The organism is Pseudonocardia sediminis, assembly GCF_004217185.1.
GTDB classification, from domain to species: domain Bacteria; phylum Actinomycetota; class Actinomycetes; order Mycobacteriales; family Pseudonocardiaceae; genus Pseudonocardia; species Pseudonocardia sediminis.
The window spans coordinates 3,027,059-3,048,353 of the sequence record NZ_SHKL01000001.1; the positions used below are offsets into that span (position 1 = coordinate 3,027,059).

Annotated in this window: 19 protein-coding genes; 8 read left to right on the plus strand and 11 right to left on the minus strand. The window is 74.9% G+C overall.

Translation table 11 applies throughout. The annotated features are described in order from the left end of the window. Nucleotides 1-2: 2 nt before the first annotated feature. Nucleotides 3-1,457 (minus strand): APC family permease, encoded by a 1,455-nt coding sequence (locus EV383_RS14160; protein WP_242623093.1) that lies wholly within the window; start codon nt 1,455-1,457, stop codon nt 3-5. 231 nt (nt 1,458-1,688) lie between these two features. On the opposite strand from EV383_RS14160, the gene EV383_RS14165 reads away from it, so the two are divergent. Together EV383_RS14165 and EV383_RS14170 are read left to right on the plus strand one after the other, a co-directional pair. Continuing rightward, nucleotides 1,689-3,104: an APC family permease gene (locus tag EV383_RS14165; RefSeq protein ID WP_130290348.1), complete on the plus strand. Its 1,416-nt coding sequence runs from the start codon at nt 1,689-1,691 to the stop codon at nt 3,102-3,104. Then, on the plus strand, nt 3,101-3,892 hold the full coding sequence (locus EV383_RS14170; RefSeq protein ID WP_130290349.1) for an IclR family transcriptional regulator: 792 nt from the start codon (nt 3,101-3,103) through the stop codon (nt 3,890-3,892). The genes EV383_RS14165 and EV383_RS14170 overlap by 4 nt, the downstream gene beginning before the upstream one ends. Before the next feature lie 4 nt (nt 3,893-3,896). Here EV383_RS14170 and EV383_RS14175 read toward each other — a convergent pair whose 3' ends face one another. Both EV383_RS14175 and EV383_RS14180 read right to left on the minus strand, forming a co-directional pair. Further along, the gene (locus tag EV383_RS14175; protein WP_242623094.1) at nt 3,897-4,406 is read right to left on the minus strand and encodes a DUF6319 family protein; all 510 of its coding nucleotides are present in this window, start codon (nt 4,404-4,406) and stop codon (nt 3,897-3,899) included. Between the two features lie 96 nt (nt 4,407-4,502). Continuing rightward, entirely contained in the window at nt 4,503-4,940 is a 438-nt protein-coding gene (locus tag EV383_RS14180) for a PPOX class F420-dependent oxidoreductase (protein WP_130290350.1), read from the minus strand. 105 nt (nt 4,941-5,045) lie between these two features. On the opposite strand from EV383_RS14180, the gene EV383_RS14185 reads away from it, so the two are divergent. Continuing rightward, complete coding sequence (locus EV383_RS14185) at nt 5,046-5,426, plus strand: VOC family protein (protein WP_130290351.1); 381 nt, start codon at nt 5,046-5,048, stop codon at nt 5,424-5,426. Between the two features lie 43 nt (nt 5,427-5,469). Here the strand turns inward: EV383_RS14185 and EV383_RS14190 are convergent, their stop codons facing one another. Both EV383_RS14190 and EV383_RS14195 read right to left on the minus strand, forming a co-directional pair. Further along, nucleotides 5,470-6,462, minus strand: coding sequence for a thermonuclease family protein (locus tag EV383_RS14190; protein ID WP_130290352.1), 993 nt, complete (start codon nt 6,460-6,462; stop codon nt 5,470-5,472). A gap of 131 nt (nt 6,463-6,593) precedes the next feature. After that, on the minus strand, nt 6,594-7,199 hold the full coding sequence (locus tag EV383_RS14195) for a TMEM175 family protein (protein ID WP_130290353.1): 606 nt from the start codon (nt 7,197-7,199) through the stop codon (nt 6,594-6,596). Nucleotides 7,200-7,266: 67 nt separating this feature from the next. Here EV383_RS14195 and EV383_RS14200 point away from each other — a divergent pair, with 67 nt between their 5' ends. Continuing rightward, a complete protein-coding gene (locus EV383_RS14200; RefSeq protein WP_130290354.1) occupies nt 7,267-8,253 on the plus strand; it encodes a zinc-dependent alcohol dehydrogenase family protein in 987 nt (328 codons plus the stop codon). 21 nt (nt 8,254-8,274) lie between these two features. Here the strand turns inward: EV383_RS14200 and secA2 are convergent, their stop codons facing one another. The 3 genes from secA2 to EV383_RS14215 form a co-directional block, all read right to left on the minus strand. Continuing rightward, entirely contained in the window at nt 8,275-10,662 is a 2,388-nt protein-coding gene (gene secA2 / locus EV383_RS14205) for an accessory Sec system translocase SecA2 (protein WP_130290355.1), read from the minus strand. After that, nucleotides 10,662-10,916 (minus strand): hypothetical protein, encoded by a 255-nt coding sequence (locus EV383_RS14210; RefSeq protein ID WP_130290356.1) that lies wholly within the window; start codon nt 10,914-10,916, stop codon nt 10,662-10,664. Before EV383_RS14210 ends, secA2 begins: the two co-directional genes overlap by 1 nt. 93 nt (nt 10,917-11,009) lie before the next feature. Next, on the minus strand, nt 11,010-12,011 hold the full coding sequence (locus EV383_RS14215; RefSeq protein WP_130290357.1) for a threo-3-hydroxy-L-aspartate ammonia-lyase: 1,002 nt from the start codon (nt 12,009-12,011) through the stop codon (nt 11,010-11,012). A 278-nt stretch (nt 12,012-12,289) separates the two neighbouring features. On the opposite strand from EV383_RS14215, the gene EV383_RS14220 reads away from it, so the two are divergent. Both EV383_RS14220 and EV383_RS14225 read left to right on the plus strand, forming a co-directional pair. After that, complete coding sequence (locus EV383_RS14220; RefSeq protein ID WP_130290358.1) at nt 12,290-12,688, plus strand: excalibur calcium-binding domain-containing protein; 399 nt, start codon at nt 12,290-12,292, stop codon at nt 12,686-12,688. 4 nt (nt 12,689-12,692) lie between these two features. Further along, nucleotides 12,693-13,322: a class F sortase gene (locus EV383_RS14225; RefSeq protein ID WP_130290359.1), complete on the plus strand. Its 630-nt coding sequence runs from the start codon at nt 12,693-12,695 to the stop codon at nt 13,320-13,322. A gap of 15 nt (nt 13,323-13,337) precedes the next feature. Here EV383_RS14225 and EV383_RS14230 read toward each other — a convergent pair whose 3' ends face one another. The 3 genes from EV383_RS14230 to EV383_RS14240 form a co-directional block, all read right to left on the minus strand. Further along, on the minus strand, nt 13,338-14,342 hold the full coding sequence (locus tag EV383_RS14230) for a M28 family peptidase (RefSeq protein ID WP_130290360.1): 1,005 nt from the start codon (nt 14,340-14,342) through the stop codon (nt 13,338-13,340). A gap of 72 nt (nt 14,343-14,414) precedes the next feature. Then, on the minus strand, nt 14,415-16,904 hold the full coding sequence (gene hrpB / locus EV383_RS14235; protein WP_130290361.1) for an ATP-dependent helicase HrpB: 2,490 nt from the start codon (nt 16,902-16,904) through the stop codon (nt 14,415-14,417). Between the two features lie 157 nt (nt 16,905-17,061). Continuing rightward, nucleotides 17,062-18,603 (minus strand): DUF6777 domain-containing protein, encoded by a 1,542-nt coding sequence (locus EV383_RS14240; RefSeq protein WP_130290362.1) that lies wholly within the window; start codon nt 18,601-18,603, stop codon nt 17,062-17,064. A gap of 199 nt (nt 18,604-18,802) precedes the next feature. Here EV383_RS14240 and EV383_RS14245 point away from each other — a divergent pair, with 199 nt between their 5' ends. Next, nucleotides 18,803-20,014, plus strand: coding sequence for an acyl-CoA dehydrogenase family protein (locus EV383_RS14245; RefSeq protein ID WP_130290363.1), 1,212 nt, complete (start codon nt 18,803-18,805; stop codon nt 20,012-20,014). Then, nucleotides 20,007-21,266: an acyl-CoA dehydrogenase family protein gene (locus tag EV383_RS14250; RefSeq protein WP_242623095.1), complete on the plus strand. Its 1,260-nt coding sequence runs from the start codon at nt 20,007-20,009 to the stop codon at nt 21,264-21,266. The genes EV383_RS14245 and EV383_RS14250 overlap by 8 nt, the downstream gene beginning before the upstream one ends. Nucleotides 21,267-21,295: the final 29 nt, after the last annotated feature.

The following is a 21,295-nucleotide window of genomic DNA, read 5'->3' on the forward strand; positions in this document are numbered from 1 at the left end:
TCTCAGGCCGCGTCGACGGCGGCGTCGGCGGCCGGGGCGGTGGGCCCGGGCGGGGGTGTACGGCGGCGCGACCAGACTGCGCCCAGGACGAAGGCGACGACAAGGACGGCGCCGATCCCGGCGGCCAGCACGGGCGAGCCGCCGATCAGGGTCGTGAAGTTCGAGACGGTCAGGTAGAGGCAGACGACCAGGCCCACCAGCCCCAGCGCAGGGGCGACGAGCGTGTGCCACGGCTGGGTGTCCACTCGCGAGCGACGGAAGAACACCAGCACCGCGGCGCAGGTCAGGGCCATCAGCGCGAGGACGCCGAGCGTGGCGGTGCCGGCCATCCAGGCGAACACCTGCGTCACCGGGTCCAGCCCGGCGATCGCGAACACGGCCACGAACACCAGGGCGGTGACCGACTGGGTCAGCGAGGCGACGTGCGGCGAGGCGTGCCGCGGGTGGCTGTGCCCGCACCGGGCCGGGAGCGCGCCGGAGTTGCCGAGCGCGAAGAAGTAGCGGGCCAGGACGTTGTGGAAGGACAGGATCGCCGCGATCAGGCTCGTCATCAGCAGCACCTGGGCGATGTCGCCGCCGACCGGGCCGAGCGTGTTCGTGATCGTCGTGACAATCATGTTCCCCGGGTCGGCGCCGGCCTGCGCGATCGCCTCGGTGTCGCCCCACGCGGAGATCACCGCCCACGCCGAGAGCGTGTAGAACACCCCGATCAGGATCAGCGCGGTGTAGGTGGCGCGGGGGATGGTGCGCTGCGGGTCGCGGGCCTCGTCGCGGAACACCGCCGTCGCCTCGAACCCGATGAACGACGCGATCGCGAACATGATCGCGATGCCGAGCGACCCGGAGACGAACCGGCTCGGCACCAGGAACGTGTTCGACAGCCCCTCCGCCGACCCGCCGCCGGACCCGATGACGACGGCGTCGAACACCAGCACGATCGCGACCTCGGCGACCAGCAGCACGCCCAGCACCCGCCCGGACAGCTCGATGTGCCGGTAGCCCAGCGTCCCGACGACCGCCAGGACGACCACCGACCACACGTACCAGGGCAGCTCCGGGCCGCCCCAGTGCTGCACCAGCCCGTCGATCACCGCGCCGACGTAGCCGTAGACGGCCAGCTGCACGGCGGTGTAGGTGACCAGGGCCAGGAACGCCGAGCCCAGGCCGGGCGCGCGGCCCAGCCCGCGGGCGATGTAGGAGTAGAACGCCCCGGCCTCCGGGACGTGGCGGCTCATCGCGCAGAACCCGACCGCGAACAGCAGCAGGATCGCGCAGCACAGCGCGAACGTCGTGGGGAACGCCGCGCCGTTGCCGGCCGCGATGCCCAGCGGGACGGTGCCCGCGATGACGGTCAGCGGTGCGGCCGCGGCGACGACCATGAACACGATCGAGCCGACGCCGAGCGAGCCGGTGAGCGTGCGGTGGGTGCCGGCGGGGGCTTGAGGGGGTGCGCTCACGGGCGTCTCCCGGGAAGGGGTGCGAGGTACGGGCCCGGTGACCGTCGCCCGGCCAGTACGGGCCGGTCAAAGGCCGCTCCCCGGTGGTGCGAATCACGTGCCGGCGCGTTCCCACGCCGCGGGAAACGTCCCGGAGAAATTCTCATTCGGCTCGTCGTCGCTGGTCACAGCGCCGGGATCGGCGTCTAACGTGGCGCTCCTACTGTTCGCGGAACTCCTGAGAGGACGTCGATGCGCCACCTCCCGTCACTGCGCGAGCGCTCCCCGGTGCACGGCCTGGAGCGCCGTCGTCTCGGCGTGCTCGACGTGTTCGCGCAGTCGGTCTCGGGGGCCGCGCCGTCCGCGGCGATGGCGGCCACCCCGGTGATCGTGGCGGCGTCCGCGGGCGGGGCGACGATCGTCTCGTTCGCCGTCGCGACCGTCCTCGCGTTGCTGGTCGCGGCCTGCATCGGGCGGTTCACCCGGCGGATGGCCGCGCCGGGCGGGCTGTACAGCCTCACCGCGCAGGGGCTCGGGCCGGGCGCCGCGTTCGCCTGCGGGGTGGCGTCGTTGCTCGGGTACGGGCTGCTCTGCGCGGCGGCGGTGGCCGGGGCGTCGACGTTCCTGACGGTGCTTCTCGGCGGCGGTCGCCGGGTCACGGTGGCGGCGGCGCTGGTGGTCGGGGTCGTGGTCGTCGGTCTGGCGCTGCGCGGGGTGCGGGTCGCCGCACGGGTGGTGCTGCTCGTGGAGACGGTCGCGATCACCGTGCTGGTCGTGGTGTTCGCGCTGCTGCTGGCCGGCGGGTCGCTGCCCGGGCCGGGCGATGTGCCCGCCGCACCCGACCCGGGCCTGTCCGGGATCGCCGCCGGCGTGCTGCCGGCGGTGGCCGCGTTCATCGGGTTCGAGATCGCGACGTCGCTCGGCGCGGAGGCCCGCCGTCCCTTCCGGACGGTGCCGCGCGCGGTCGGGGCGACGGCGGCCGTCGCGGGCGTGCTGTACCTGTTCGCCGCCTACACCCAGGTCGTCGGGTTCGCCGGGACCCCGGGCGGACTCGCCGGGCAGACCGAGCCGGTGCTGGTGCTGGCCTCCGCGCGCGGGTGGTCCTGGATCCCGACCGTCCTCGACCTCGCGCTGAGCATGTCGTTCTTCGCCTGCGCCGCGGCGACCGCGAACGCCCTGGCCCGGGTGCTGTTCTCGCTGGCTCGCGAGGGTGTCGCACCGCGGGCGCTCGGCCGGACGCACACCCGGTTCCGGACCCCGCACGTCGCGATCACGTCGTCGGTGCCGGTCGCGGTCGCGGCGTTCGCGGTACCGGTGGCGCTCGGTGTCCCGTCGTGGACGGTGCTGGTGGCGCTGCTGACGCTGGCCACCGCCGGGTTCCTCGTCGCCTACCTGCTGGTGTGCGTGGCCGCGCCGGTGTTCCTGCGCCGGATCGGGGAGCTGACCTGGCCCGCCGTCGCGACGACGGCGGTGATCGCGCCCGTGCTCGTCGTCGTGCTGGTGGCGTTCCTGTCCGGGTCGCCGCGGGCCGCCGTCGTCCTCGGCGCGACGGCGCTGCTCGCCCTGGGCTGGTACGGCTGGCTGCGCCTGCGCCGCCGCGACACCCTCGACGGGATCGGCGTCTACGACGAGACGGTGGCCGACGACGTGCTCGGCCGGGCCGCGTGACCGGCCCGCCGCAGGACCGTCCCGGCGAGTCCCCGGGACGGCAGGGCGGCCCGCCGCCGTTCTCCGGCCGCCAGCCCCGCGCCGTGCGCAGCACGCTGGCGGTGCTGGAGGAGGTCGTCGCGGCCGGGCCCGGCGTGACGGCGAAGGAGATCTCAGGAGCGCTCGGGCTGCCCCCGGCCACGACCTACCGGCTGCTCAACCTGCTCGTCGCCGAGGAGTACCTGGTCCGGCTGCCGGACCTGCGCGGTTTCGCCCTCGGCCGCCGCGCCGCCCGTCTGGCGCTGCCCGCGGTGACCACGCTGCCGACCGCAGCGCGGGGAGTCCTGGAGCACCTGCGCGGGATGGTCCGCTGGGGCGTGCACCTGGCATCGTTCGACGGCGGGCAGCTGCGGATCGTCGACCCCGACCCGGACCACCCGCCCAGCGACGCCGACCTGCTCGCCCGCTATCCGCAGGTCTCCGCCCTGGGACGGCTGCTGCTGGCCGAGCAGCCGGACTGGCGGGCCCTGGTCCGCGACCTGCGCACGTTCACCGCGCACACCGTCGCCTCGCCGGACGAGCTGACCGCGCGCCTGGCCGAGGTGACCCGCGACGGCCTGGCGCGCCAGTGCGGGGAGCTACGTGCCGACCGCGGCTGTCTGGCCGTCGCCGTGCGGGCCCCCGGCGACGGGCGGCTGGTCGCGGGCCTCGCGCTCTCCGGCCCGGCGCACCGGATCGCCGACCCGGACCCCGAGCTCGTCGAGGCGCTGCGCGACCACGCCCGCCGTCTGGAACCGCTCCTCGCCTGAGGAGCTACTCCATCTCGGCGAGGGCCTTCTTCGCCTGCTCCAGCTCCGCCTCGAGCTCGGCCACCCGGGCGGCCTTCGCCGACCGCGCGGTCTCGATCACCTCGTCGATCGGGCCGGCCAGGTCGGCGTGCAGCGCGGCGGCGGCCTGCGACACCGCGGCCGCGGTGACCGGCAGGCCACGAGCGACCCAGGTCGCGCCGTTCTTGAGCTCGGCCTGCCACTCGCCGTCCGCCGACCCGCTGACGGTCAGGGTCAGACTGACCACGCGGGTGGTCTTGGCCGTCGAAGAGCCCTTCGGGCGCCCGCGCTTCGGCTTCTCCGGGGTCTCCACGGAGGCCTGCTCCGGGGACGTGGACGTCGACGGCGTTCCCTCCGCGGGGGAGCCAGCATCCGCGGTACCGCCGGTCGTCGGCGCGGCGGTGACGCCGTCCGCCGGGGCGGTGTCACCGATCCCGCTGCCGGTGGGCTCGGTGGTGGGGGTGCCAGGCTGGGCCTCGTCCACGTGCTCCCTCATCTCGCTCGTCGCTGCGATGTCGCGCAACCAGGGTGAGGGTAGAACAGACGTTCGACGGCGCCGACCCTGGGGTTCGCCCGGCGCCCGCCACGTCTGCTAGTCGGCGATGTCGTGGTTCTGGTCGATCACCGTCTGACGGTCCGGGGTGACCCACATGAGCACGCGCTCGGACTTGATCGCCTCCGGCGGGTAGTCGGCGCCGGTGTACTTGCGCGAGACCTCGTCGAGCTGGGCGCGGGCCCGGTCGCCGGTGGTGAAGTCGGTGACCGTGCCGCGGACCTCGGCGTAGCGGTACGGGTCGTCCTCGTCCCGGATCAGCACCGTGATCCGCGGGTCGGTCGTGGCGTTGACGTACTTCACCCGGTGGGTCTCGGTGTTGAGCACGATCTGCCCGGCGATCACGTGCACCCAGATCATCTGGTTCTGGATGTGGCCGCTGGGCAGCATCGTCGCGACCGAGGCGTAGTTCTTCCCGGTCGCGAGGTTCTCGGTCATCGGGTGGAGCTCGGGTCCGTTGCGGGTCTCGGCGGGCACGGTGGTCTCCTCGCGGTGGGGGTCGGTGTCCGGTGCCGCCTTCCCGGAGGGTGGGGTGGCAAACCCGCCCGCTGGGGGCCGGAGCGGGCTGACAGGATCGTCGGCGTGCGCATCGACCGGCTCGACCACCTCGTCCTCACCGTCGCCGACGTGGACCGGACCGTCGCCTTCTACCGCGACGTGCTCGGCATGGAGGAGGTGACCTTCGGCGAGGGACGGCGGGCCCTCGCGTTCGGTTCCAGCAAGATCAACCTGCATCGGGCGGGTAACGAGTTCGAGCCCAAGGCCGAGCGTCCGACGCCGGGCAGTGCCGACGTCTGCCTGATCACGCTCGACCCGCTGGAGCAGGTGCGGCGCGAGCTGGCCGAGCACGGCGTCGCGGTCGAGGAGGGCCCGATCGAGCGCACCGGCGCCCGCGGGCCGTTGCTCAGCGTCTACGTCCGGGACCCGGACGCGAACCTGGTGGAGATCAGCAACGCCCTGTGAGGGCAGCGTGCGGAACGGACCGGCGGTACCGGGTACGCCGGGCTCAGCGCGTCTCGTTGCAGGGGAAACCCCAGATGCCGGCCCCCGCGGCGCGGGCGGTCGTCTCGCCCTGGGCGAGCACGTCGCTGTACCAGAGGGGGCGATCGGTGCTGGCCCGCGCGATGCCCGCGACGAGCGCCTGGTCGGTGTAGTTCTGCTCGGTGCGCAGCACGAGGTAGGCCAGCCGGCGGCCCTGCTGGTCGAACTCGTCGACCGTCGGGTCCGGGACCAGCGTGACCTGACGCCCGATCAGCTGGTCGGAGGCGTAGGCGATGCCCGCGTCGGCGCCGCACTCGGCCGGGACGGCGGGTCCGTCCGGTCCCGCCGGGCGCGCCGGCTGCGGGGCGTCGAGGCCGAGGACCGACACGTCGAAGGTCTGGTCGGCGACCCGCACCGTGACGGTGTCGGCGCTGCGCACCGACAGCACCTGGCCGATCATGGTCGGCCGCGACGGCAGGGCCGGTGCCGCGGTGTCCTGCACGGGTGCCGTCCCGGTGGCGCGACCGATGCCGAAGGCGAGCCCGAGCAGCACCGCCGCGACGACCACGGCCAGCACGATCCGGGGCCACGACCGGCGCCCGGCGGGCTCCGGGTCCTTCGGCGGCGGTGGCGGCGGGACGTAGCCGGGCCCGGTGGGCGGCGACGGCGGGGCGGTCAGGAACACCGTCGGCGGGTCCTGCGCGGGCGTGAGCCCGGCGGGTGCGTCCGCCGGGTACGCGGCCCGTGCCGTGTCGCCGGGGCCTGTGGCGTCGTCGGGGCTCTCGGCGCCGGTCACCGGTGGCTCGCCGGCCGGGTCCGGATCGGTGCGTGTGGCGTCGGTCCACAGGACGTCGCCGTCGTCGCCGAACAGCTCGGACCGGGCCTGCGCGATCTCGCTGCGGCCGGGCCGGGGGCTGCGGCGGGGGAGCGGGACGCCGGCGACGTCGGTGCCGCCCGCGTCGTTCCCCGGGTCGCTCCCGGCGTCGTCGTCGACCAGGTTCCGGCCACGGTCGGTCATGACGTTCAGGTCCTCCCTGCAGGATCCGAGCACAGCACGGTCCGTCTGCGGTCACCGAGGACCAGAGCGACCACTGTCAGTGATGTCGACGGTATCCCGGGTCGCCCGATCGGGCGACCGCAGCGAGGGGGTCAGTCGTCGGACTGCGGGAACAGGCGCTCGCCGACGATCGAGAACGGGATGATCAGGAGCCAGGAGTACTTCGCCCAGTCCGGCGCGAGGAAGGCGAGCGGGATCGAGGGCACCAGCCCCAGTGTCGGGGCGATCCCGGCGGCGATCGAGGCCCGGGCCTCCCGCGGCGAGACCTTGTCGGTGACCAGCCGCCCCCGGGACGAGGCGTACCACCACAGCGTCACCGAGACGAGCCCGATCGCGATCAGGTTGCCGGCGTAGAGCACCACCACCGCGGCCTCCTCGCCCTGCTCGCCCAGCACCGACGTCGGGAACGGCAGGAACGCGATGCAGAACAGGTAGAGCAGGTTCAGGACCAGGAGCCGCGCGTCCGAGCGGACGATCTTCCGGAAGATCTTGTGGTGGATCATCCAGTAGCGGCCGATCACGGCGAAGCTGAGCGCGAACGTGAACATCTGCGGCCACAGCGCCGCGAGGGACTCGCCGACCCGTCCGTCCGGGATCTCGGTGTCGGTCAGCGGCAGCACGAGCAGGGTGATCGCGATCGCGAAGACCCCGTCGCTGAACATCGTCAACCGGTCGAGACCGGTGTCGTCCTCGTCCACCTCGGACCCCCTCGCGCGTCGCCGTCGGCGAACCTATCGGGGTGCGCTCCGCCGTAGGTTGGGCGCCATGGTGTCGACGATCCGTTTCCACTCACTCGGCGGGCCCGAGGTGCTGCGCATCGAGGACGTGCCGGTGCGCGCGCCCGGACCGGGTGAGGTGCGGATCCGGGTGGACGCGATCGGGCTCAACCGCGCGGAGGTGAACTTCCGCCGCGGCACCTACCTGGAGGCCCCGCGCCTGCCCGCCGGTCTGGGCTCGGAGGCGGCCGGGGTGGTCCTGGAGATCGGTCCGGACGTGCCGCGCTGGAGTGTCGGCGACGAGGTCAGCGTCGTCCCGGCGTTCTCCCAGAACGACTACCCGGTCTACGCGGAGGAGGCGGTCGTGCCCGCGTCCGCGCTGGTCGCGCGCCCGGAGGGGCTGGACGCGGTGAGCAGTGCCGCGGTGTGGATGCCGTACGTGACGGTGTACGGGATGGTCGCCGAGACCGTCCGGGTGCGGCCCGGCGACCGGGTGGTGGTGACGTCGGCGTCGAACAGCATCGGCGTCACCGCCCTGCAGGTGCTGCGCCACCTCGGCGCGGAGCCGGTCGCGACCGTGGCCACGCTCGACCACGCCGAGGCGCTGCGTGCCGCCGGCGCCGCACACGTCGTCGTGCCGGGGGAGGACCTGACCGCGGACCTGCTCGCCGCGACCGACGGCCACGGCGCCGACCTGGTGCTCGACGCCGACGGTGGGCCGCAGGTCACGCAGCTGGTGGCCGCCTGCGCGCCGGGCGCGACCGTGATCGTGCACGGCGGTCTGTCCGGGCAGCCGACCCCGTTGCCCGGCGGCACCTACGCACCGGTCTGGCTGCGCCGCTTCCACCTGTTCGAGGTCACCGGCGACCCGGCCGTGTTGCGCCGTGCCGAGCACTTCGTCCGCGCCGGGCTGGCGTCGGGGGCGTTCACTCCGACGGTCGACCGGGTCTTCGACTTCGACGACGTCGCCGCGGCGCACGCCTACGTCGACTCCCCGGACCGGGCGCCGGGCAAGCCGGTCCTGCGGGTGCGCTGAGCCCCGGCGGTCGGCGCCGGGTCAGCCGAAGACCAGCAGGAACGCGATCGCGACCACCATCGCCACGACGGCCAGCCCGAGGACGATCCGCACCGGCGACCAGCCGGGACGGGTGGCGGCCTTCCTGCCGGCCACGACCCGGACTAGCCCGCTCAGGGCGCGTTCGGCGTCCGAGCCGTACGGGGTGTCGGTGGCCAGGTAGGTCCAGGTGCTCGACGGCCGGGGCACGACCGCGTCCGGCTCGATCGGGCCGTCCGGGTCGAGGGCGGCGAACGCGTCACCGGTGTCGCGGTCCACGTCCTCGGTGAGCGTCGTGAGCGCGGCCATCGCGTCGCGGTGGAACTCGTCGAGCGGCGACAGCGCCGTCATCCCGCGGGCGAGGCCGCGCAGGTGGATGCCCTCGCGCAGCTCCGCGACGACGGCCAGGTGCTCGCTCCAGCGCCGGTCCAGGTGGTGCAGCCGGATCAGCCGGGCCGCGCGTGTCACCGCCTCGGTGCCGTGCGCGGCGACGAGTGCGGCGTGCTGCTCCGGGTACCGGCCGGCGAGGTCGTCGGAGGCGAGCGCGGTGGTCAGGACTTGCTCGCGGTGCTCCAGGAGCCGGGCCCGCTGCTGGTCGAGCAGGTGGTGGTAGTTCCAGGTGGTGCGGTGGACCTGCAGCTCGTCGGCCTGCGCGACGCGTTGTGCACGGTCCACGACGCGTGCCGCCTGCGGGTCGTCGGCAGCGACCGGTGCGCCGTCGCCGAAGCGGGTGATGACGTCGTCGTCGAGGGCGACGAAGAACTCGCTCACACCGGGATCGCCCTGGCGCCCGGCGCGGCCGCGGAGCTGGTCGTCGAGGCGGCTGCTGGTGTGACGCCCGTACCCGAGGACGTAGAGACCGCCGTCGGCGACGACCCGCTCGTGCGCCGGGCCGGTGCCGTCGACGCCGCCGAGCCGGATGTCGGTGCCGCGCCCGGCCATCTGGGTGGACACGGTGACCCGCCCCGGCTCCCCGGCCCGCGCGACGACGGCGGCCTCGTCGCCGTCGTTGCGGGCGTTGAGCACCGCCACCTCGACGCCGCGGGCGCGCAGCGCCGTGGCCAGGTCCTCGGACGCGGCGACGTCCGGCGTGCCGACCAGCACCGGACGCCCGCCCGCATGGACGTCGACGATCCGGGCGACGACGGCGTCGCGGCGCTCGCTGGCGGTGTCGACGACGCGGTCCGGCAGGTCGTCGCGCACGCACGGCCGGTGCGGCGCGACGACGGCGACCTCGAGCGCGTGGAACTCGCGCAGCTCCTCGGCGACCGCGACCGCGGTGCCGGTCATCCCGGCGACCCTGTCGTAGCGTTCGACGAGCCCGCCGACCGTCGTCTGGTCCAGCACCGCGCCGGTGGCGCTCGCCTCCAGACCCTCCTTGGCCTCGACGGCGGCCTGGATACCGTCCGGCCAGCGCTGGCGCATCGCGACCCGTCCGCGGGTCGGGTCGACCAGCTCGACGGCCCGGTCGCGGACGATGTAGTCGACGTCGCGCGCCAGCAGGAACTCCGCGTGCAGGGCGACGTGCACCGCGGCCAGCGTCGGCGCGTGCTCCTCGGTGTACAGGTCGATCCCGCCGAGCGCGGCCTCGACCCGGTCGACGCCGCGGTCGGTGAGCTCGATGTTGCGCTGCTCGGCGTCGGTCCGGACGTCGGTCCCCGGGCGCAGGGTGGCGGCCAGGTCGGTCAGGGCCCGGTCGAACGCCTCGCCGTCGGCGCTGCCGGCCAGCACGAGCGGGACCCGCGCCTGGTCGATCAACACCGAGTCGGCCTCGTCGACGATCGCGACGTCGGCGTGTGGCAGCACCCGGTCGGCGACGTCGCGGACCAGGCGGTCGCGCAGCACGTCGAACCCGATCTCGGTGGCGGAGCCGAACACCACCGACGTCGCGTACGCGGTGCGCCGCCGATCGGGGGAGTGCGACTGCTCGATCCAGTCCCCGGTCACGCCCCACAGGTCGGTCAGCGGCGCGGTCCAGAGGCGGTCGCGCCGGGCGAGGTAGTCGTTCACCGACAGCACGTGCACGCTGCGGCCCTGCAGCGCGAAACCGGCCGCCGCCACCGCGCCGCACAGCGTCTTGCCCTCGCCGGTCGCCATCTGCACGACCAGCCCGTCGAGCAGGCCGAGCACGCCGTAGAGCTGCTCGTCGAAGAGCCGCACGCCGCAGGTGCGCCGCACCGACTCCCGGGCCGCGGCGCAGAAGTCGGCCCGGCCGTCGGTGCGCCGTCCGGGCGCCGCCGTCGCCGCACGGCGGGCCGTGTCCGCCAGCTCGGCGTCGGTCAGGGCCTCGCACCGCGCCTCGGCCTCGCCCGCGGCGGCCACGGCACGACGGTGGTGGCTCAGATCCGCGGTGCCCGGACGCTGCAGGGCCCGCCGGACCCGGTCCCGCATCACCGGGAGAACAGGTAGGCGCCGAACACCGCGTTCGCCATGCCCAGCACGATCGCCACCGCCCCGAGGACGACGGCCGTGGTCGCGCGGCTCCCGGCGCCGCGCCGGCGGGCGACCTGCCCGAGGATCACCGCGACCGCTCCGCCGGCCCAGCCCAGGACGGCCAGCACCACGGCCCCGACGATCGCGACCGCACCGACGACGACCCCGGTCAGTGCCTGCCGTTCCGCCCCGGGATCCTCGCGCGTGCCCACGCCCGGGAACCTACCCGGCGGCCGGTGCGACACGTCGTCGGGACGACGACGGCGGTTCCCGCGTGGCGTGCTCCGCGGTGCGGCGGCCGGACGTCAGCCGACCAGTGCTGCGAAGCGGTCCAGGTCGACGTTGCCGCCGGAGACGACCACACCGATCCGCGCCCCCGCGAAGCGCTCCGGGTCGGCCGCCGCGGCCGCGCGCATCCCGGCGTAGGCCAGGCAGCCGGTCGGCTCGGTGAGGACCTTCATCCGGGAGGCGAACATCCGCATCCCGTCGACCAGCTCGTCGTCGGTGACGGTGAGGATGTCGGTCACCAGGTCCCGGATAATCGGGAACGTGCGGGTGCCCAGGTAGGGGGTCGCGGCGCCGTCGGCGAGCGTGCGCGGCGGCTCGATCCGCACGATCCGGCCGGCGCGCAGGGACTGCTGCCCGTCGTCACCGGCCGCGGGCTCGACGCCGTAGACGGTGCAGTCCGGGGCCAGCGACCGCGCCGAGAGCAGCGACCCGGACAGCAGCCCGCCACCGCCCAGGCAGACGTAGAGCGCGTCCAGCGGGCCGGTCTCCTCGAGCAGCTCCAGCACCGCGGTGCCCTGCCCGGCGATGACGTCGGGGTGGTCGTAGGGCGGGACCAGCGTCAGCCCGCGCTCGCCCGCCAGCGCGGTCGCGATCGCCTCGCGGTCCTCGGTGTAGCGGTCGTAGGTGACGACCTCGGCGCCGTAGCCGCGGGTCGCGGCCATCTTGGTGGCCGGGGCGTCGGTGGGCATCACGATCGTGGCCGGGACGTGCAGGATCGACGCGGCCAGCGCGACGGCCTGGGCGTGGTTGCCGGAGGAGAACGCGATGACTCCGGCGGCCCGCTGCTCGGCGGAGAGCCGGGACAGCGTGTTGAACGCGCCGCGGAACTTGAAGCTGCCCGAGCGCTGCAGGTTCTCCGCCTTCACGAACACCTGTGCACCGACCTCGGCGTCGACCAGCCGCGAGGTCAGGACCGGTGTGCGGTGCGCGGCCTCGCGGATCCGCACCGCGGCGGCGCGGACGTCGTCGATCGTCGGGAGGTCGAGGGGGTCGGCGGAGGTGGGTGCGGCGGCGGTCATGGGCCCAGCCTCCGTCGCGGCCGTGGGGCCGTTCAACCCTTACCGGCGAACGGACGAACCGGTTGCTCCGTACATGACGGAACCACGTCGCATATCGGACGTCCAGATCAGTGAGCCCCCACACACCGTGGTGGCCACCCCGTGGTTCGACCCGTTCCGGTGATCATTTGTACGACCCGATCGAGAAATATCGGGACGGAGCGTCACCGATGTCACGAACGGGGCGTTAACGGTCTGAGGCTCTCCGGTCTCAGTCCTCCCGAAAGGACCCTCTCCCCATGCGCATCCGCACCCTGGCCGCCTCGGCCGTGCTCGCCGCCGGTCTCGGCCTCCCCCTCGCCGGCGTCGCGTTCGCGCAGTCCGCCGATCGCGATTGCCCCGATTTCTCCAGCCAGGCGGAAGCGCAGGCTGCACTGCAGCCGGGCGACCCGGAGCGTCTCGACCGGGACAAGGACGGGCAGGCCTGCGAGGACTACGACGGCTACGCGGCCGCCTCGAGCAGCAGCGACGACGACAGCACCGAGCAGGTCGCGGCCAAGCCGGTCGGCGGCGTCGAGGCCGGTGACGGGCCGCTGTCGGACACCGGCACCGACCCGCTGCCGATCATCGCGGGTGCCGTCGTCGCCGGCGGTGTCGGCGCGGTGGCACTGCGCCGCGTCGCGCGCCGCACCTCCTGACGGGGTGAGCGCCCGGCCACGTCCCGCCCACCTCCGCCTCGCCCTGCGCGCGGCGGGGGTGGGGGTCGTGGCCTGCCTCGCGCTCGTCGTCGCCGACCCGGCCGCGGCACCCACCACCGACGCGCTGCGCTCCGCCTCGGCGACGACGCGCCCGTCCGTCGCCGAGGCGCCCCCGGCGACGGTCCTGGAGGAGTCCGAGCCGACGAGGATCACGGTCCCCTCGGCCGGGATCGACGCTCCGGTGATCGGCCTGGGCCTGAAGCCCGACGGCGGCATGGAGGTTCCCTCCGACGGCCCGACCAGCGGCTGGTTCACCGGCGGGCCCACCCCCGGCGAGCTCGGACCGGCCGTCGTCGCCGCGCACGTGAACTGGCGCGGGAAGCCGGGCGCGTTCGCCGCGCTGGAGACGGTGGCGCCGGGCGCGGAGATCCGCATCGAGCGCGCCGACGGCAGTACCGCGGTGTTCGACGTGACGCGCGTGCGGCAGTACCCGAAGTCGGTGTTCCCGACCGACGAGGTCTACGGCGACCTCGACCACGCCGGCCTGCGGCTGATCACCTGCGGCGGTGAGTTCGACGGCGACGCGCACAGCTACCGGTCCAACGTCGTGGTGTTCGCGGACCTGCGCGCCTGAGCGCCGGCACTCCGATCAGGGGAGCGGCCGGTCCGGCGCGGTGGCGAAGCGCGCCAGCGTGCCGGCGACGGCGCGCGTGTAACGGTCCAGCGAGGTCTCGTCCACGTTGCCGAGCCGGTCGCAGGACTCGTGGTAGCAGCGGTCGTAGACGGCGCCGGGCTCACCGCCCCAGGCCCGGGCCTGCTCGGCGGTCTTGGTCTCGTCGTCCCCGGTGACCGCGCCGCCGACCGGGATGTCCGCCTCGACGAACGCGGACTCGTCGTCGCCGGTGAACGGGATCGTCTCGGCCGTCACACCCGTCCGCGCGAGCTCCTCGGTGAGCACCCGCGCCACCGTCTCCGACCCGGACGGCCCGGAGCTCGACCGCCGCATCCCCTCGCCGCCCTGCACGAAGTAGCCGCCGTTCGGAGAGGCCAGCATGTCCAGGTTCAGGTAGAGCGCGATCGACGCCTGCTCCGGCGCGGAGAGGCTCCGGACGTAGCCGGTCGAGCCCTGCAGCTCGTCCTCCTCCGAACCCCAGAAGCCGAAGCGCACGGCGTGGCGGACGTCCGGGTCGGGGCCGAGCTCCTCGGCGATCTCCAGCAGCGCCGCGACCCCGGATCCGTCGTCGTTGAGACCCGGCCCGTCGGAGACGGAGTCCAGGTGCGCCCCGGCCATCACCACCGCCGCGGGGTCGCCGGTGCGGGTCTGGGCGACGACGTTCCGCAGGACCTGCCCGGGCGCGACCTCGTAGGCCGGGGTGGTGACCTCGAACCCGGCGTCGCGCAGGGCCCCGGCGACGTAGTCGACGCTGCGCTCGTACCCGGGGCCACCGGAGGCGCGGTCGCCGCCGTTGTCGTCGGCGATCGTCTGCAGGGCCTCGAGGTGGACCGTCGCCCCCTCGGCGCCGACCTGACCGGCGAGCGTGCGCGCGAGCGGGGCGTCCGGCGGGGGCGCGGGTGCGGTCGCGCAGCCGGGCAGGAGCAGGAGCGCGGCGACGACCGCCGCCCACGCCGTCGTCGCGCGTCGTGTCGATCCCATCGGCCCCCGATCTCGGAGCCGCCACCTTTGCACGCCCTGATCACGAACAGGTCGCGATCGGTCCGTCGACGGTCAGTCCCGGCGACGTGTGGTGCGCCGGGTCGGGGCCGCCGTCAGCGGGTCCTCCGGCCAGGCGTGCTTGGGGTAGCGCCCGCGCAGCTCGGCGCGCACCTGCGGGTAGGCGCCCCGCCAGAACGACTCCAGGTCCGCGGTGACCGCGGCCGGGCGTCCGGCGGGGGAGAGCAGGTGCAGCACCACCGGCACCCGTCCGCCCGCGACGGCGGGTGAGGCGGTCCAGCCGAACACCTCCTGCACCCGGACCGGTAGCGCCGGGGCGTCGCCGGAGTAGTCCAGCGCGATCTTCGAGCCGGTCGGGACCTCCAGCCGTTCCGGGGCGAGCTCGTCGATCCGCCCGGCCAGCCCGCCCGCGTGCGCCGCGACGAGCGAGCGCAGCGCGGCCCCGGCCTCGACGCGGGCGAGGTCGCTACGACGGCGCGCGGTGGCCAGCGGCCCGGCGAGCCACCCGGCGGGGTCGGCGGCACCGGCGCGCAGCGACTCCTCGTCGACGGCCGGCCACGGGTCGCCGAGCGTGCGGTGCAGGAAGTCCAGCCGCGACCGCAGCGAGCGGGACCCGGCCGTCCAGTGCAGCAGCCCGGTGCCCTCGGTGCGGATGCCCTCGAGCAGCGCGGCGCGGACGGCGTCCGGCGCCGGGTCGGTGACGCGACGCTCGCCGAGCACCAGCGCGCCGAGCCGTCGCACCCGCCGGGCCCGGACGTCGCCGCCGGACCACTCCACCTCGACGGACTCCGACAGCAGCGCGGCTCCGGCGTGCTCGGCGAGCTCCTGGTCGGCGACGGCGGCCAGGCGGACCTGCCCGTGGATCTGGCCCGGACGGCGGTCGGCCACGGCGACGGCCAGCCACTCGTGGTCGCGCAGCGGCCCGGCCGGCACCTCGACGGCCGTGCCCCCGGCCATCAGGTAGACCCCCGGCTCGTTCGCCCGGCGCCGCGAGAGCCGCTCGGGGTGCGCGAGCGCGGTGACGAGTGCGGCGTCGTCGGTGCGGGACCCGCGCGCGGGCCGGTCGCGGTCGCCGCGGACCGCCGACCGCAGCCGGCCGATCTCCCCGCGCCACCGCCCGGTGCCGCGGGCGTCGCCGGACCGCAGCCGCGCCAGCGCCGTGCCGAGGTCGGACTCCGAGCCGGCGAGGGTGTCGTCGTCGAGCACGGCGACGATCTCCGCCGCCGCCCGCGCGCCGACCTCCGCGCTGCCGTCGAGCAGGGCACGGGCCAGCCGCGGGTGCAGCCCGATCCCGGCCATCCGGGTACCGCGGCCGGTGACCGCGCCCTGCGTGTCGAGGGCACCCAGCGCGGTGAGGACGTCCCGCCCGGCGGCCAGCGGACCCGGCGGTGGGGCGTCCCACCAGCGCAGACCCTCGCCGGTCGGGGTGCCCCACGCGGCCAGGTCCAGCGCGAGCCGGGTCAGGTCCGCGGTACGGATCTCCGGCTCCGGCGCCCGGACGAGCGTCTCGCCCTCTCCCCAGCAGCGGTAGACGTGCCCGGGCGCCTCGCGGCCCGCCCGCCCGGCGCGCTGGTCGGCGACGGCCTGCGAGACGCGCCGGGTGACCAGCCCGGACATCCCGCGTCGGTGGTCGGTGTGCGGGGTCCGCGCCAGCCCGGCGTCGACGACGGCGCGCACACCGGGCACGGTCAGGCTCGACTCCGCGATCGACGTCGCCAGCACCACCCGCGGCCGCGGGCCCTCGCGCAGCGCCGCGTCCTGCTCGGCCGCGGGCAGGCGCCCGTGCAGGGTGAGGACGTCGGCGTCGAGGCCGGGGTCGTCGCGCAGCGCGGAGGCGACCCGGTTGATCTCGGCGACCCCGGGCAGGAACGCGAGCACGCTGCCGTGCGCACGGGCGGCTCGCACCGCCCGGATCACCGTCGCCTCGATGCGCTCCCCGCGGGCCGGCGCCAGGTGGTGGGTCTCGACGCCGTAGGTCCTCGCCTCGACGGTCAGGATCGGCGCCGGGCCGCCCGCATCGGCGAGGAGCTCGGCCGGGCGGGCCGCGTCGAGGGTGGCCGACGTGGCGAGCAGCCGCAGGTCCGGCCGGAGCCCGTCGCGGGCGTCGAGCAGCAGCGTGAACAGCAGGTCCGCGTCGAGGTGGCGCTCGTGGCACTCGTCGAGGACCACGGTGTGCACCCCGGCCAGCTCCGGGTCGCTCGCCAGCCGGCGCAGCAGCAGCCCCGAGGTGACGACCTCGACCCGGGTGTCGGGCGAGCTCTTCGCGTCCCCGCGCACCGCATAGCCGACGGCGCCACCGACCGGCGTCCCGAGCAGCGACGACATCCGGCTCGCCGCCGCCCGCGCCGCGACCCGACGCGGCTCGGCGACCAGGACCTTGCCGGGCCGCGGGTCGCCGCCGTCGAGCCCGGCCAGCGCGAGCGGGACGAGGGTGGTCTTGCCGGTGCCGGGCGGGGCGACGAGCACCGCCCCACCGCGTCGCTGCAGGGCGTCGGTGACGTCGCCGAGGGCGGGTCGGACCGGGAGATCGGGCAGCTGGGGCATCGCGGAACGCAGTGTATGCCGGTCGGGGGAACCCCCGACCGGCATACACCGGGCCGTCCTTTGCTCTGCGCACCCCTGCGCGTCCACGGCCGTCGCCGGTCTCCGGACGCGTCCGTGTGTGCAGAGCACAGCTCACTCGCCGCGGCCCGCGGGCGGCTCAGCCGACCGGTGCGCCGGAGCTGCTCGTCGGGACCTCGAGCGAGGAGCTCGGGGCCGACGACGAGGACGGGGCGACCGGGGCGATCGGCTCGATCGTGCCGGGCAGGGTCGACGGGACCGGGGCCTCGCTCGCCTCGACCGGCGTCACGGTCGACTGGTCGAGCGTGAACGACGACCCGTTCCAGTCCCAGGTCCAGGTCTGCGACAGCGTCGGCGTGGTCGTGTCGGCCGGGGCGAAGACGTCCATGCCGGTCTGCAGCGAGCCGGGCGACAGGGTGAACGTCGACGGGTCGAACCGCGGGGTGACCGTGCTGCCGGCGGGTGCCTGCGGCGAGCCGAGCGAGCCGAGCTGCGTGCCGTCGGAGCCGAAGACCTGCACGTCCTGGATGGGTTCGCCCGACCCCGACCCCGTACCGGAGGCGCACTCCAGCAGCACCGCGGTGTCGTCCTTCCCGTCGCTGGTCAGGTCGGCCGCGGAGGTCGCGGCGACCGTGGCGGGGGTGCCACCGGAGGCGCCGTCGGGGGCCAGGGCCGGACCGGAGGTGTCGCAGACGAAGCGCGCGGTGCTCGGGTCGAACGGCACGGCCGGGTCGCCGGAGGTGGTGGACGGGTCCGAGGAGGAGCCGGAGTCCCGGGAGGTGCTGGGACCGGACGAGGTGCCGGGGTCGCCGCCGGTGGACGGACGGCCGTCGAACCCGCCGCCGGTGAACGTCTCCGGCGAGTAGGTGGAGTCGCCGTCACGGGTGCCGTCGGAGCGGCTCGGGCGGGTGAAGGGGCGACGCTCCCACGGGTCGACGAGGGTGTAGTCGTTGATGATCGTGGTGCTGGTCTGCACGACCGTCACGTTGGTCTGGTTGAACGACACCCAGGTCGGGCCGACGTAGATCGGGGACGTGAGCAGCGTCGGCGCGGTCAGCGGGTTGCCGCAGGCGCAGCGCACGACCGGCGAGCCGTAGACGTCGACGAACACCGCGGACCCGGCCTGCAGCACCGAACTCATGACCGTCGCCCGCCCGGAGGCGTAGCCGTGGTTGGTGACGAGAGTGTCGGCGCGCAGCACGACCGGGGTCAGACCGGAGACGTAGTCGGCGATCTCCGCGGTCCGGATCCCGAGGACGCCGGCCCAGGCCGCCGCCTCGCCGGGGTGCGACTCCAGGAAGCGGACGAGCTTCGCCCCGTCGCAGGCACTGTCGTCGCGGGTACCGCCGTAGAGGCCTGCGGTGTCGGCGCGGAACGTGCCGCCGGTGCCGGTCGGGGCGGTGACGCCGGTGGCGTCGGTGCCGACGGCGGGCATGAACGGGTTCGCCCCGGCGGTGGCGACCGGCTCGCGGGTCACCTCGGACGCCGACGCGGTCCCGGGAAGCAGCGCCAGCACGATCACGACGCCGAGCCCGAGGACGAGCACCATCGCGGTGGCGATCACGGCGATCGCCCACCGCGGGGCGCCGCGCCGCGGAGGCGGCGGCCAGGGCGCGTTCTGGTACCCGTACTGCGGGCCGTACGGAGCTCCGCCCTGTCCCTGGTGCCACTGCGTCGTCATGTTGGGATCCCGTTCTGCCGCTGCGGTGTTCGTCCCGGCGGGTCCCGCCGGTGGTGTCACCTCGCGTTTCGCAGACGGACCAATTTGCATTACCCCCTCTGGTCTAAATTGATGACGAGACCGGCGCCCTCGCGTGACAGCGGTGCTGTCGCATAGGTTCGACGACGTACTGCAGGCGACGTGAGGTCGGAGTTCGACGATGAGCCCAGGAACGTCCACAACCACCTCCGACGCGTTGCGCGTCGAGGAGGCCGCACGGAAGGTCGTCGCCGAGCACGACCCCCGGTCGGTGCCCAGCGAGGAGCTGCTCGGCGCGCTGTTCGACGCGGGGCTGGCCTGGGTCAGCTTCCCGGAGGGACTCGGCGGGCTCGGACTGTCGCGGGGCCTGCAGTCCATCGTGGACGGCATCGTCGTCGACGCCGGCGGGCCGCGCGGCTTCGCGCTCAACCCGATCGGCTACGGCATGGGCGCCCCGACCGTCGTCGAGTACGCGCAGAGCACCGAGCAGGCCCGCGACTGGCTCCGCCCGCTCGCGACCTGCGAGGACATCTGGTGCCAGCTCTTCAGCGAGCCCGGCGCCGGCTCCGACGTCGCCGGGCTGGCGACCACGGCCGTCCGCGACGGCGACGAGTGGGTGCTCAACGGCCAGAAGGTCTGGACGACGCTGGCGCACGTCTCGCGCTGGGGCATGGTCGTCGCCCGGACCGACCCGGACCAGCCCAAGCACCGCGGGCTGACCTACTTCGTGCTCGACATGCACCAGCCCGGCGTCGACGTGCGCCCGCTGCGGCAGATGACCGGGCAGGCCGAGTTCAACGAGGTCTACCTCAACGACGCCCGGATCCCGGACGCCAACCGGCTCGGCGAGGTCGGTGCGGGGTGGAAGGTCGCGATCACCACGCTGATGAACGAGCGCACTGCGATCGGCGGTGTCGCCGGCAAGCGCGGGACCGGCCCGATCGCCGAGGCGCTCGGCCTCTGGTCGGCGATGCCCGAGCGGCGCACCCCCGTGCTGCGTGACCGTCTCTCGGCCCTCTGGACGAAGACCGAGGCGCACCGGCTGACCCTGGCCCGCGCCCGCCGCACCGCGACGAAAGGTCAGCCCGGCCCGGAGGGCTCGGTGTCCAAGCTGGTCGCGGCCGAGCTCAACCAGGACGTCTACGAGTTCTGCATGGACCTGCTCGGCCCGGAGGCCCTGCTCTACGACGACTACACGTTGCGCCGCGCCGACCGGATCGGTCACGACCCCGGCGCGACCCTGCAGCAGCGCTTCCTGCGCTCGCGCGCGAACACCATCGAGGGCGGCACGTCCGAGGTGATGCGCAACATCCTCGGCGAACGCGTGCTGGGCCTGCCCGGCGACATGCGTGCCGACTCCGACCGACCCTGGCGCGAGGTGCCCCGTGGCTGAGAACGACGACGACAAGACCCCCTCCGTCCCGGCGAGCGGCGACGAGCCGGTGCGCCCCGCCGTGCCCGAGGAGCCCACGGTGCAGGCGACCGTGCCGTCGACCCCGGAGTTCGACTTCTCCGCCGAGCAGAACGAGCTGCGCACGGGCCTGCGCCGGTTCGTCGAACGGCAGAGCGACGAGGCGACCGTGCGCCGCCTGATCGAGACCGACCTCGGCTACGACCGCGCGCTGTGGGGCCGTCTCGGCTCCGAGCTGGGCGCTCTCGCGCTGGCCGTGCCGGAGGACCTCGGCGGCGCCGGGGCCGGGCTGGTGGACCAGGCGATCGCGGCCGAGGAGCTGGGCGCGGCGCTGTTCTGCGGCCCGCTGCTGGGCACCGTCGGGCTGGCGATCCCGGCCCTGGTCGCGGCACCCGCCGGCCCGGTGCGCGACGAGCTGCTGCCCGCGCTGGCCGAGGGCACCCGCACCGCGGCGTTCGTCGGTGCGCTGTTCGCGCCCTACGACCCGTCCGCGACGACGATCGCGTCCAGTGGTGCGGGGGAGCGGACGACGCTCTCGGGCACCGTCGAGCAGGTCCCGGACGCCGGTGCGGCCGACGTCCTGCTCGTCGCCGCATCGGGCCCGGACGGCCCGGTACTGGTCGCGGTGGAGTCCGCCGACGCCCGGATCACCGTGCGCGGGTCGCTGGACCTGACCCGCCGGCATGCCCGCGTCGACCTCGACGGGGCCCAGGGCCGGGTGGTCGCCTCCGGTGCCGGAGCCGACCGCGCGATCCGGCACGCCTACGCCGTCGCCGGGGTGCTGCTCGCCGCCGAGCAGGTCGGGATCGCCCAGCACCTGCTCGACATCACCGTCGCCTACGCGAAGGAGCGGCTGCAGTTCGGCCGTCCGATCGGGTCGTTCCAGGCGGTCAAGCACCGCTGCGCGGACATGCTGGTCGCGGTGGAGCACGCCCGCTCGACGGCCTACCACGCGGCCTGGGCGGTGCAGGACCCGTCGCTCGACGACCCGGAGCTGGCCGTCGCGATCGCGCAGTCGACGTGCTCGGAGGCCTGCTACCGGATCGCCGCGGACGCGATCCAGATGCACGGCGGCATCGGGTTCACCTGGGAGCACCAGGCGCACCTGTACTACAAGCGCGCCATCGCCGACGCCGCCCTGCTGGGCAGCGCGGAGGCCTACCGCGAGGTCGTGTCGTCGCGCGTGCTGGACGCGCTCGGCGACGTGCGCGCGCCCGTGGTCGCCACCGGCTGAGCCCACACCGTCACGGACGGGTGAGGTGC